Source organism: Acidimicrobiia bacterium (assembly GCA_009694375.1).
Lineage (GTDB): Bacteria > Actinomycetota > Acidimicrobiia > Acidimicrobiales > VFJN01 > VFJN01.
In genome coordinates this window covers 1-13,013 of the sequence record SHVB01000009.1, presented here as the reverse complement: position 1 = coordinate 13,013, position 13,013 = coordinate 1, and the positions used below count along the sequence as shown (strand labels likewise).

General features: G+C 63.0%; 9 protein-coding genes and 1 pseudogene. 2 read left to right on the top strand and 8 right to left on the bottom strand.

Annotation, left to right across the window (positions count from 1 at the left end):
* Positions 1–53: 53 nt before the first annotated feature.
* The 8 genes from EXQ71_07345 to EXQ71_07310 all read right to left on the bottom strand — a co-directional run bounded on the left by EXQ71_07345 (position 54) and on the right by EXQ71_07310 (position 10,807).
* The gene (locus tag EXQ71_07345; GenBank protein ID MSO87319.1) at positions 54–881 is read right to left on the bottom strand and encodes a hypothetical protein; all 828 of its coding nucleotides are present in this window, start codon (positions 879–881) and stop codon (positions 54–56) included.
* Positions 874–4,620 carry a glycosyltransferase gene (locus EXQ71_07340; protein MSO87318.1) on the bottom strand — a complete coding sequence of 1,249 codons (3,747 nt, stop codon included), beginning with the start codon at positions 4,618–4,620 and terminating at the stop codon, positions 874–876. Before EXQ71_07340 ends, EXQ71_07345 begins: the two co-directional genes overlap by 8 nt.
* Positions 4,621–4,629: 9 nt before the next feature.
* On the bottom strand, positions 4,630–5,460 hold the full coding sequence (locus tag EXQ71_07335; GenBank protein ID MSO87317.1) for a hypothetical protein: 831 nt from the start codon (positions 5,458–5,460) through the stop codon (positions 4,630–4,632).
* On the bottom strand, positions 5,450–6,262 hold the full coding sequence (locus EXQ71_07330) for an ABC transporter ATP-binding protein (protein ID MSO87316.1): 813 nt from the start codon (positions 6,260–6,262) through the stop codon (positions 5,450–5,452). Before EXQ71_07330 ends, EXQ71_07335 begins: the two co-directional genes overlap by 11 nt.
* On the bottom strand, positions 6,234–7,097 hold the full coding sequence (locus tag EXQ71_07325; protein ID MSO87315.1) for a hypothetical protein: 864 nt from the start codon (positions 7,095–7,097) through the stop codon (positions 6,234–6,236). Before EXQ71_07325 ends, EXQ71_07330 begins: the two co-directional genes overlap by 29 nt.
* On the bottom strand, positions 7,094–7,564 hold the full coding sequence (locus tag EXQ71_07320) for a hypothetical protein (GenBank protein ID MSO87314.1): 471 nt from the start codon (positions 7,562–7,564) through the stop codon (positions 7,094–7,096). The genes EXQ71_07325 and EXQ71_07320 overlap by 4 nt, the downstream gene beginning before the upstream one ends.
* A gap of 9 nt (positions 7,565–7,573) precedes the next feature.
* The gene (locus EXQ71_07315) at positions 7,574–8,650 is read right to left on the bottom strand and encodes a hypothetical protein (protein MSO87313.1); all 1,077 of its coding nucleotides are present in this window, start codon (positions 8,648–8,650) and stop codon (positions 7,574–7,576) included.
* A gap of 150 nt (positions 8,651–8,800) precedes the next feature.
* Positions 8,801–10,807 carry a hypothetical protein gene (locus EXQ71_07310; protein MSO87312.1) on the bottom strand — a complete coding sequence of 669 codons (2,007 nt, stop codon included), beginning with the start codon at positions 10,805–10,807 and terminating at the stop codon, positions 8,801–8,803.
* Between the two features lie 265 nt (positions 10,808–11,072).
* Here EXQ71_07310 and EXQ71_07305 point away from each other — a divergent pair, with 265 nt between their 5' ends.
* Both EXQ71_07305 and EXQ71_07300 read left to right on the top strand, forming a co-directional pair.
* Entirely contained in the window at positions 11,073–12,701 is a 1,629-nt protein-coding gene (locus EXQ71_07305; protein MSO87311.1) for a hypothetical protein, read from the top strand.
* Positions 12,702–12,891: 190 nt separating this feature from the next.
* Positions 12,892–13,013 (top strand): annotated as a pseudogene (locus tag EXQ71_07300) (PGF-CTERM sorting domain-containing protein).

Genomic DNA, 13,013 nt, shown 5'->3' with positions numbered 1-13,013 from the left:
CCGGGCAGGGTACCCGACTTCGCCGTCTGAGTTGTGAGACGACCCTGCTGTGGTCACGCCGGCCCGACCGGCCTGGTCCACCATTGTCGGAACCCATCGAGTTCGGCGGGGGAATAAAAATGCCGGGACTGGCGTGTCTCATACACCTGGGCCACATAATCCGGAGAGGGCCGAAACCGATCCAAAACCGAGCGATACAGACCGCCGTATCCCTTGGTGGTAGCCACGTTTTCGAGCGTGAGCTCTACTGGCCGACCAAAGTGTGCCCGCAGCGCCTCGGGAGCCTTGTCCAGACTCTCCCGCCGGAGCAGCAAAGAGTGAATGTGATCGGACGCAATCGTGCCGCAACCCACTGACGGATCGAACGGAACGTCGTAGACGCTCTGCCCCAAAATCGGCCCCAACTCGGCTTCGCACCAGTCATATCCGATACCAAGAGCTGATTTCTGTTGATGGAACTGCTCCGACAGGTCAACCACCAACGCCGCCGCGTTGAGGTCGTCATACAACTCCTGAAAAGCGTTCTTCTGTTGGAAAAACCTGGACACCACCCGGGCAATCGGGTCGCGCACCGAAGCAACCAACCGCCACGGGTGCTGCTCAGTGGGGCCATGAGCGCCCAACCACTGGGCCTCCCAAACATGGCGGGGATAAGAGTCGTCCCGTCGGCCGCTATACTCAGCCTCCGTCTTGCTCAACTTCGTTGGATCCAGCGTGTGTACCTGGAACACCGGACGAAACCCCGCCCGCTTCAGCCCCGCGGCGATGCTGCTGGTTCCCGTCTTGCCCTGCGCAAACACCACATTCACCTGCGTGGTCTCCCGATCCCACTGCTCGAAGAAGGACCGCTTCAAGGCCGGATACTCCGCCGGATCAACCACCGGTCAGCTCCGGACGCGCGCTGGCCACGTCGTCCACCAGTTGCAGGGCTCGCTCGATCCGCACATCCCATGAGTGCGGGCGGAGAGCCTGCCGATCTGGGAGGCAGCGAGGAATCAGGAGAGCCTTTTCAATTGCCTGCAGAAACTCCGCGGGGCCTTCGGCAACGGTGAGAAAGGTCTGCATCTCCGCCAGGTTAGCCACCGGGGTCGATACGATCGGCACCCCCAGAGAGCAGTACACAAAGGCCTTGAGCGGGTTCATCGACCGGGTCATCTCGTTGTCGAGGTGAGGGATGAGACCCACATCGAAGTGACGAATGATGTCCTGCGCTTCCTGGTATCGCTTGGTTCCGAGGAAGGAGACGTTCGGTTCGCGGTCCAGATCGAGGGCCGCTCGATCCCGGTGGGTCGAACCAAGGAGTACGAAGGTCCAGTCTCGTCGGGTGCGGGCCAACGTTCGGAGGAGGTCAACGTCGATGCGGTCCGACAGGTTTCCGGCATACCCGATGATCGGGCCGGACAAGCCCCGCAGAGCGGCGGGCCGCTCAGGGTTACCGCTACCGTCGAGAAGTTCACAGGCATTCGCCACGACCTCCACCGGGGACGCGAAGGCCGCCATGCTGTCGGCCACCGGAACACAGTTCGCCAACACCACATCGCTGCGTCCGAGGACCTCCGCGTAGTTGCGCTCAATCTGGTCAAACATCGGAGTACCCGGGGTGTACCAACTGCGATTGTCGTCAACGACATCGGCCAACACCACATCGGGCTGCAACTCGTCGATGAGTTCCGGCAAGAAGGCATTGGTGGGATAGACCCAGCACAGCACCGGCCGCTCATTCCCACCAACTCCCTCGTGCGCAAGCACACTGCGCACCCAGCGGACGTATCGATCCCGACGGGGTAGCCCCAGCGCCCCCCACACCCGACCCGGGGAGTAGAGGTAGGTGCGTTGGCGAAGTTTCCCGTCATCGCTTCGGTGAAGGAGACGGCTCAGGGTCTGACGCAGCACGAGGCCGTTCTGGTCAGACGACCCGATGCTGGCCCGAGCCGTGGCCAGGAGAGCCCGAGTGCTCACCGGCTGGTCGAAGTGGACAATCGTATTGAAGCGACCGGACTGGCCAAGATACTTGAGGAACATGTCCTGGCGCCGTCCGTAAATGCCAGTGTCGTTTTGCTTCCAGAACATAACGAGGTCGTAGGTCGATCCGGCCGGGACCGGCCCCCGTATCGGCTTACGCGGCAGCACTGATTCCGGTTGAAAGATCTGTCGAACCGTGGTGACCAGCGCCGACATCGCGGGGGCCGGTTGCGACGGCCCCTCCACCAGACGATTGATGGTGGCCGTGAGGGCGGGACGCACGGCGGCGTAACTGTGCGATTCGAGGAACACCTCCCGGGAGCGACGAGCTCGATCGGCGCTGGCCTCATCATCATCAAAAATCTGGCGCAGCCGCTCGTGGAGCGGCACCTGTCCGTCGTAGACCTCCACCACGTCCTTGTCGATCAGAGACGACAAGGGAGGAACCGCCGACACGAGACAGGGCACCGCCATGGCCATGGCGTCGGTGACCTTGGCCGGCATCTGATACTGCGACACAGCGTGGCCGGGCGACTGGAGGGCACAGGAAAGATCAGCCGCCGCCAACACGGCCGGAAGCTCGTGAAACGCCGGGGCCACCAGGGGGAGAATCCATCGGTCGAGGTTGCCGATCTGCGGCCGCAGGTCATCTAACTCCCGGGTCGCAAATACTCCCAGCCGCAGGTGATCGTCGCCCAGCGCCTCCAGTGCTTCCAGTAATTCGAGCAAGCCCTTATGGCTGCGGGGCGTGCCGCCAAACAGGAGCAGTCGGTCGCCCTCCTTGAGCCCGAGACGGCGGCGCGAGGCGTCACGGTCGTAGCGCTGCGGATCGAACAGGGTCTCGTCGCGGGCGTGGGGCACGATGAGTCCCCCGTAACGGGCCGCCAGCTCGGGGTTAGACACGGTCACCTGATCGGCCTGGCCCACCACCGAGTCGCACGCCCGGGTCCAGAGGTTCCCGAAGGGCAAGGAAAGGTCGGGCTCTGCTCGGCGACGCCACACCTCGTCCAGATCAACGCCATCGATCTCCTGGAAGAACGACAGTTCAAAGTCGTCAACGTCCAAGATCAGCGGGCGGTTCCATAGCTCCTTGGCCATGGCCCCTAACGCCAGCGAGGGAAGCCTTGGTTTCGACACAAAGATGGCATCGGCGTCGATGCGGCGGGCCACATCATCCAGCGTGTCGAGGAACTCGGGAAACGAACTCCCTGGAAACCGCCGAACCGGGATCGTCGTGTCGCGGAGCGGGGGCCAAATCGCCGATCCGTACCGGTCGAACTGTGCCCCCCAGATCTCAACCTCGAAGTTCTCTCGCAGAAGATCGGCGAGGAGATGGGCCCGGCCGAACGGGTTGTGCCCCACATCCCAGGCCACCACCGCTACCTTGGCCCGCTCACCGCGCCCCCGAGCCACCCCACGCTGACGTTGCAACTCCGCCAGCGGCGGTGCGGGATCCCCCAAGCCAAACCCACCCGTCGAGGCCATGGACGCCGAGGGGTCTACCAGGGCCTCACGGGCCCGCTGGATGCTGGCCAACGCTCCCCGGATGGCAACGTCCACGCCGCGGTTTCCACCCCCTTTTACCCGTTCACGAACCGATGAAATCCGAACCCCGAGGCGGACGGCTCCGGAAACCTTGACGGCCTCGATTCGGCGGGCCGCTTCCCCCAGCTCATCGTCACTCCGGCGGTGCCGCGAGTTGAGTTCGTTCACCCCGAGGCGATGTTGCGAGTTGAGTTCGTTCACCCCCCGGCGGTGTTCATCGGCAACTCGAATCCGTTCATCGGCAACTCGAATCCGTTCCGCCGCTATCTCACGGAGCGTCTCGCGCAGATCGACCGCCAACGCCTCTCTCTCCTCGAACGCACGCAACGTGGCGGCGGCTCCCGCCGAAAGTGGCCGCGTTGCGGTGGCGTCCAGCCATCCCCCACTGTCGAGAGCACCGGCGAGCGCGCCCTGCGTCTCGTTCAGGTACTCCGATCGGCTGATCGCCGTCTCGCGATGGCGATGGAGGGACGGGGTAATAAATTCCATCACCTCAGATTCCGATGGCATCCGCAACGAAGGGACCCCGAGAGCGGTGAGTTCCTGCACCAGGTGGGTCGTGATGCCGACGGGGTCGTGCATGAGGTCGCCGTAGGAAATCACGACCCGGGGATCGTCGCCCACCGCGGCGGTCCCGTGGATGGTGTAGCTCTCCCACAGGGCGATGCCAACCGGCAGCGGGAACCCGTTGCGGGTCAGCAACGACTCGGCGATTTCCAGCGGCTCACGCGTCACATACACGAACACCGGCGCCTCCAGGAGCGGCCGCACCAGCGGCAGCAAGAGCGCTAGGCGGGGCTCCTTCAGCACCCACGGTCGGTGCTCATCCAGTTCGAGAACGATTCGGCTAAAGGCCGCCAGTTGTTCCCGGCGGACGTCCTCGGGGATGCGGTCGAGATCGAAATCAGCGATCTGCCACCAATCGAAGCCGCCGCCGTGGAGCAATCCGTCGCATACGGCCCGGGCGTCGCGTCGTTCCCAGAACCCTTTGGGGTTCTCATCGTTGGTCTCGGTGGCAATCCCCTCGGCCCCGAAATAGGCACCAGCAAGATTTAAGAGCCGGGTCACGCTGGACGTGCCAGACCGGTGCATACCCAGCACGATCAACTGCATCCGGAGAGACTACCGACCTAACTCGTCACCCATCGGCGAAGGAACGGTCCAGTGGGCCCGAAATCGGGCGATCTCCTCGGTTTTATAGAAATGCTGAACCGCCCGGGACCGGTAGGCGCGATCCAATTGGCTGGCGGTGGGACGCACGGAGGCCCGGAAGCTCTCGTACACCTCGGCATACCCTTTCTCCGATCCAACGTTGACTCTCGGCACCGCGATGGGATCCGCGCTCCCGAGAAACTCACCGAGGGCGACAGGGGCCACGGCCAAGTCCTCGCAGCGCAGCAGGAGGAGGCTCACCGCAGGGGTGGAGATGACCTGGTACCCCCGCTGATGGTCGAAGGGCGTGGCGAATACGTCGATCCCAAGCCCGGGAAGGACCTGGTTCTCGAACCAACGGAGGGGCAGGTGGTCGAGTCGGTCGCCAAACCGCTCCTGCAGAGACCCCACCGTGGCCTCCCCATGGAGGTACCCCCGGCGCTGGCCCGGCTGAAAGAAGGCCGACATCGTCTGGGCAATCGGATCCCGGATGATCGATACCACCCGCCACGGCTGCGCCGGGCTAGGCGGCCGGCGCAGCAGTCGTTGCGCGTCCCAGATCCGCCACGGCCGGCCATCCCACCGGTACTCGCGTTCTTCGCGAGCGAGAAACTCTGGGTCGAGGTCGTGCACATGGTGTACCGGCCCTCGATGGGCATCCCTAAGGGCGGCCGCCACGGCTGACGATCCTGTCTTAGCCATAGAAAACACCACCAGCGGCGCGCCCGACGGAGAAGAGCGCCACCGATAGCGGGTGCGGGCATACAGGTAAGAGAACCGGGCCGGCAGGTCAGTCGTCATCGAGGGTGGCTAGCCCATCATCAGTGATCCGGCAGTACCGCATGTAGGCATCTACGACGTCGTCGGGATCGCCGTATTCCACCACCTTGCCCTGGTGAAGCCACAGCGCCGTGGTGGCCATCGCTCGGACGAAAACCAGCGTGTGGGTGACGACGACGATGGTTCGTCCGTCCCCGCACAACTCAAACATCTTCTCCTCTGTCTTTTTTTTGAACCTTACATCGCCGCCTGCGAGGGCTTCATCGATCAGGAGAACATCGGGATCGAGGTGGGCGGCCACCGCGAAGCCAAGGCGGGACCGCATTCCCGCCGAGTAGGTACGGAAGGGGTAATCCACGTATTCGCCAAGTTCGGCGAAATCGGCGATCAACGATTCGAGGCGCGGCAGATCATGGGCCTCGTGGCCTTGAGCCAGAGCACCCATCCGGATGTTCTCTCGTCCGGTTAGATCACCCTGCATGCCCAAACCCACCGACAACAGAGGGGAGACACGACCCCGCACAACGACACGCCCTGTGCTCGGGGTCAGGATCCCCGATAGCGCTCGCAGCAGCGTAGACTTACCCGCTCCGTTCCGGCCGATGATTCCCAGAACCGTCCCATGCGGTACGTCAAAAGAGACTCCCTGCAACGCAGGTACCTCTCGCCATCCCGAGCCGTCCCGCTTCAGGATGCCCCGCAGGCCCCACCAGCCAGCCGCTCGACCCACCCGCAGGTAGTACGACGCATGAAGGTTATCCACCTCGATGGCCAAAGGCGATACCTGGTGGGGTTCAGAGGCGGAGGCCAAAGGACCGCTCATTTCGAAGAAACACCCAAGCCCCGATGACGAGACAAACGAGCGCCCAGGCCACGCTCTGAACGATGAGCCCGAACGAAGGCATCTGCCCACTGATGACCGACTGATACGCCGTAAAGAGGGCAAAGAAGGGATTCCAACTCAGGATTCCTTGAAGAGTGGGGCTCAGCATGGAGACCGGGTAGATCACGGGGGTGGTAAACATCAGGATCCGCAGCAGATAAGCCACCAGATTCGCTACATCCTCAAAGAACACCGTGGCGGTGCACAGCAAGAGGGCGAACCCCAGATTCAGCACGGTCTGGATGAGCAACAACAACGGGATGACCAAGAGTGCCGTCGTGATCGGTGCTCCGAAAACCACGAACACGATGGAGTAGAGAGCCAGAGCGGGAAGCGTGGCGAGAAAACCTTTATAGACCTCGGAGACAGGCAACAGGGCGCGCGGGAAAACTGCGTTCAAGACCAACCCTTTATTCCTCACCACGGCTCGACCGCCATCACCGATTGAGATACGGGTAAAGTTGAAGAGGAACACACACCCAATGATGGTGGTTACGAAGCCACTCGATGTCTGATCCGAGCCGCGGATGACCGTGTACAAGAACAGGTAGATACACGCCTGGAAGATCGGGTCGACAAGGGTCCAAAGTTCGCCGACTGCTGTGTTAGTGCGCTGGCCTCGCACCTCTGCGCCAGCCAGCTCTTTGATGAAGGCGCGCCGATCGACCAAGTCGAGGAGGTACGGTCGAAGGCGAGGCAGGGATCGGTCGTTGGGCTCGAACACATGCACGACACCGCTCCGGGAGCGGTAGACCTCGTCGGTACTCATGCTCACTCGGGCAGGTCCGTGGCGGGTTCGCTCACCGCTTCAGCACCGAGATCTGCAGAACCGGGACGCCCACGGGAGCGGATCACCCGAGCAATCTGCGGGTCCATCACCAACAAGCGCCGCTCCACCGAGCGACCGTTCCGAAGGACCGTGGGGACCTCCCGGATGGCAACAATCGGCCCCCGTTTCTCCGTCTTGGCAGTCTCTCCAAGGTCTCGAACGATCGAGCGAACCTCCCGCCCGGACAACTCGAGGGATGAGGCGGCGTCGTCCTCGCTCAGGTCCTTGTTGGCCACCACATGACGGGCCACCATTGCCAAGAGCGACCGGCTCGCTTCGTCAACACTGTCGAAGAGGCTGGCGGCGGCGTCATCGTCCCAGGCAACGGCCGACGCCTGGGCCACCAGCCTCGCAACGTGCTGCATCACGTCGACAACGAGGTCTTCGGGTACGGGCACCATCACATAATCCATGCGGCGAACCTACTTCGCTCCCGTGTTCGGAGTCTCCCCCGAGGAGTTGGGAGCCTCCAGGGTCACGCCGCTGTCGGAGGGCAACACCCAGAAATTGATCTTGCCGGATTCAATGCCGCGCAACAAGACGTAGTTCATGCCGCCTTGAGATAACCCTTCGTTCAACGCCAAAATCGACCTCGACTGGGCCTCCCGCTGGGCAATCTCGTTCTCGTTGGTCTTCACCTTGATCAAGGAGGTTTCGTTCTCTTGATAGGCCGCCGCCACATCCTCGGGTATCTCCACCGCTTTGATGATGAAGGTCGGAGGTGTGCATGCCTGGCCTCGCCCATAGACGGGACCGCAGAAGAACGCCTGCCCTAAGGCCCCCGTCAGGCGTTCGCTGAGTTGCTTCTCAACGTCGGTCTGGATTGCCACAAGATCGGCGGCGTTGCCATAAATTTGCGACACGTCAAAGCGTCGGGTGTTTTCCTGCAGGGTGTTCTCGATCTGTTGCCGGAACGTGTCCTGGATGAGCCGATTCCATCCGGCGGACGTGTAGGCCTGGAACTGCAGACCTAGTTGCTCGTGGAACGCCTGCAGGCGATCGATATTCAATTTGAAGTACACCGCGATCTGGTAGTCGATCTTCACCCGATCACGGGACGGGGAGCTGATCGAATCCACTCCTTTCACCGCGCCTTGGGTGGGCGACTTCGAAACGATGTAGGTCTGCGTGTCAGCGGGATAGAGGTAGAGAGGATCGAAGAGGCCGTTGAAAAACAACTTGCTACTCGGCGGTACCACCCGCTGGAAGCGAGCCGCCTCCAGCGGGCCTCCGCCGTAGCTAATGCCCACCATGTTGCTTGGGGTCTTTTTCAGGCTCGAAAACACCGCTGGCACGAAGGCGAGGCCAATCAGCAGCACGACTACGATCGCTATGTTCCGGATCGTTGATCGACCCCCTGAGCCAGAACCTTGCCGCCCCAGTTTCCCGCGCACTCTGGCCGATTGCGACTTGCCCAAGCCGCCCACCATCCGAGTAGGAGCTGCCCCTAGCGAGTCGATGTTCTCTGAGGATTCAGGCGGTCGGGGATCATCGCTCATTGTGCACCGTCCTCTAGCTCTCGTTGGAATGTTCTTTCGCCGGTTACCCGCCTAAACAGCGGGGATCGACGATCGCGGTTCCCGTAGGCGGATGTGAGTTATACCCGCCGCCGATGCTAGAGGCTAGTGATGGATCTGCTCCCATGGGCATCACCTCGCGGTGGTTCCTAAGCCGTGGCGTTCCACCATCTCCACAATCTGCTGTGCTCGATGGTCAAAGGTGTGATGGGCCAGAACGATCTGGCGACCACCCTCTGCCCGCAATCGGGCGGCATCGGGATCCGCCAACGCCTTGCGCACTAGGTCGCCAAGGTCTGCACTCGTCTCGTAGGTGGGCACGGCCGCCCCGAACAGCTCCTGGATTTCGGGAAGGCGGTCGGAGATGATCGGAACTCCACAGGCCAACACGTCGAAGATCCGGTTGGACACGAATCCCCAGGAGCGCATCGTGTCCCAATGGTCGTTCAGCACCACGCCCGCGCTGCTGTAGACGACGGGTAGCAAGTCATTGTCCACATGGTCTGCCACCACGAGCGCGGGGTCCACCAAATGCCGCCACCCGCTTCCGTAGATCGCGGGACGAATCCCCGCCGCCAGAGCGTCGACAACCACCCGCCGGCGCACGTTACGGGTCTTGGCCACCACCGTTACGGGGTGCTCGTGCTCAGGAACAGCCGGGCGCCGCTGGAAGCGCTCAGGATCGGTGCCCTGAAGAACTACCTCCACCGGCGTATTCGAGCGGGCTCGTAGGTCCTCGGCGAAGCGGGACGATGCCACCAATATGAGGTCGGCGGCATCGCCGGTGTCGAGCTCAAAAGACTCAGGATGGCTTACCACCCACAGAATGTGGCGCTGACCCGGGGTGCGGCGTACCGACGCCAGCCCGTGTATCACGAGATGGATGTCGCGGACTCGGGCGGCCAGTGAGTCGGCCTGATCATGTGTCTGCACCACCACGTCTTGGCCGAGCCGGCGTAGCGCCTCGGCGAGGCCCTGCGCGAGGTGCCAGTCGCCCCATCTGGCCGCCACCCGGGCCGATGGCACGGCGGTGGTTATGACCCACCGTTGCGTTCGCGGGTCGGGCTCGGATCGAGCAGAATGCATCAGGCTTGATCCATGCCGGTCAACTACTTCGTGCCAGCCACGGCTGCGCGGGTCGATGGGGCGATGGAGTGCGTCCCGTGATGCCACGGGGCGCTGGTCGTAGACCACGGCTGTTGGTACGTGCAGGATGCTCCCACCCCGACTACGAAGGCGAACGCATAAATCTACGGCGGCGGCGTCGTCGTCGGTCGACAGCAGACCTCCAGCCGCCAGGTAGGCCCGTCGGTCTACTACCAAGCAATGCAGGGGGGCGGCATCGACCGGCGTCGGTGGCCGCTGCACATCAACCTCCACACCCGCCCGACGCGCCAGAACCGACGGCACCCCCGACGGCTCAAGGACCAGATCAAATCCCTCGGATCGGACCAGTTGGTCATATTCGGTGGCCTGCCATCCCCGGCGGGCCGGGTGCACGATCGTGGGCGTTGCCGCCACCACGTCGCCCCCTATCGCCCCTGCGAGGTGGGCCAACCAGCCCGGTGCAACAGCCTGCATGGGCCAGGGCGCAAAACAAAGGACATCGCCAGTAGCCGCCGAAGCCCCCTGAGCCAGCGCAGCCGTGATCCCTTGGGCACCCGCCACCACCCGGACATCGCCATTGTCGTCGCCCGTTGAGGCAGCATCGCTGACCGCCACAACCTCCATCGTCAGGCCAGTGGCCATCCGCCATGACCCGTCTCTCCCGTCATCGATAACGACCACCGACACCGACGGGCCCGTCTCCGGTTCCTTCAACCGGGCCATCTCAGTGGCCAGAGCAGCCGAGCGGCGCCGTCGGAGGAATCGACTGCCGATCGCCATTGAGGAAAGTTGGCCGTGGCGGAGGCCTGTCTGGCCCCGGGAATACCAGGAGTGAACGCGACGGCCCGCGGGAGCCAGGCGACGGTCTAGTCCCAACGCCATTCGGACCAGCGGGCGACCAGCGAGTAGCCGTAATGCTGCATCGCGTTCGGCGGCCAGATCACGCCAGTGCTGCAACTCCACACCCGAAGCGTCGGCATCCGCCTGCCGGTCACCGCCACCGTGCGGATCGTCCACCTTGTTCCCTGCCATCGTCGGGGAGTATGCCACCGGCCCGTGCTTGGAAGCGGTTGCGCGGTGATGCGGAGAGACAACGGGCCACCAAAGGGGTACATTAGACCTAGTTCCGGGAACAATCGCGGATGATCGGGGTGCTGGAGACCCTCAAACAGCCGTCGAAAATTTCCCGGACTTCCATTTGACCACAGAGAGTAGTAATGTCCTTCGTCTAGTCGCCGTAAGTGGGATTAGCGGAGGCGTTGAGGCAATACCAAGCGATTCAAGGGGGGCGAGCCGGGTGAACGTCAAGGAACTGCGAGGATCACTGCGTCGTCATTGGGCGGTCCCGTTGGTGATTCTTTTGGTTGTTCCGATTGTGATGGCTGGTTATCTCGCCAGCCGGGACATCGTGGAGGCGCCGGATATTTTCACCACTAGCGCTGACGTACTCATCCCCGCCCGCACCGAAGAGGACCCCAGCACCACTGACAGCGTGCCCCCGGTACTCCTTCAGGGACAAAACGAACTCGCGAACTCGCTTGAAGTAAAAGAAGCGACCCTTAGGGCGGCAGACCTGCCCGATGACCTCGCCGAAGAGGTCGTACTCATCGGCAAACTCAGCGAAGACCGCACGCTCATGATCCTGACCGTGTCCGGGTCTCAGCCCGACGTGGCCGCCAACGTGATCAACGATTACATCAAGGCCTACCAAGACGGCCGGAGCAAATCTGTAGCTGACGCGGCTAACGAACTGCAGGGAATCCAGATCCTTGTGATCAGGCGACTCACCGGGCGACTTCAGTCTGTGGAAGGAACCATGGCGAAGTTGGGGCTCAAACAGTTGCCCCGAGTGGCGGATGGGGATGCGCTTGCCCCTGTATCCAGTTCCACCGCCACCAACGAAGCAACCCTGCTCTTGTACGAGCGAAACACCATTCTCAACGAAATCCAGCGCCGGCAGGTCTCCTTTGGTTCGGCGGCTACCCAGTCCACCGCTCCCGGCTCATACACCACGGTGGTCCAGCGCCGGTCCACCGCACGGATCACCCCGCCGCCGCCGTCGCCGCTCATTCCCCTCGTGGAAATCCTGGCTATCGGCCTGCTGCTGGCCTTGGCGATCCCCTTCGGGATGGACCGCCTCGATGCCACAATCACCGAGGCACGGTCGGCTCCAGGGATTCTCCGGGCAAGCCTTCTCCAGGCCATCCCACACATACCTCGGCGGCTCCAAGAGCAATTTGCGCCCCCAGACTCGGCATGGGGAATAGCGTTCCGATCGCTCGCCGCCACGAGTATTTCCACCGACCGGCTGCCCAAAGCGATCATGGTTACGAGTCCATCCGATGTAACCCAGGACGCCGTGGCGGCCAACTTCGCCGTGGGTCTGGCCGGTCTCGGGGTATCGGTGGCCCTCATCGGTACGGTTCCCCGCCAGCGTTGGTTCCTTCACGCAAACCCGCTTGATAACGAGGGCGGCGGCGAGGGCGGCGACAGGTTGAGCACCTTGGGCTATGGCGAACTAAGCCCCGTGGCCGGTCAGGTTTCTACGTTCCCCGAACTGCTCGCCGATGCCCAATCGGGCGAGTTGACTAGCAATATTCTCACCCGGCTCGGGACCCGTGCGATTCCCAACCTCTATATCGTCCCGCCGGGGGAAACGGGGGCAGAACTGTCTCTCGATGGGCTTCCCCCGCTTCTCGATGCCCTGGCCGCCAGCGGGATCGACCTCGTCGTCATCGCCGGACCTGCACTCCTCGAGGACCCCAGCGCGACGATCATGGCATGGTCTACTCGCCATGTGCTCTGGGCGATCGAAATCGGTCAAGCCAACAAGAGCGACGCAAACCTGGCCGCTGATCGCCTTGAGTTGGGCGGCGTTGACCCGTTCGGCATTGCGCTTGTGAATCGCGGCAACCTGAGAACGTGATGGCAGAATCCTGTGACAGTTCCGCACCCCGTCCCTAGCCCATCCCTAGTCGACCCGAAAGATCGGGTTAAGCCATCGACGGCTGGTGCCCGCTGGTGGATGTACCAGCGACCTGCCGTCGAGGAGCCTCGGGGCCCAGTCCATTCGGAGCATCCTGCGCACGACGTAGGCCACGACACCAACGGCCACGACACCAACGGCCACGACACCAACGGCCACGACACCAACGGCCACGACACCAACGGCCACGACACCAACGGCCACGACACCAACGGCCACGACACCAACGGCCACGACACCAACGGCCACGAC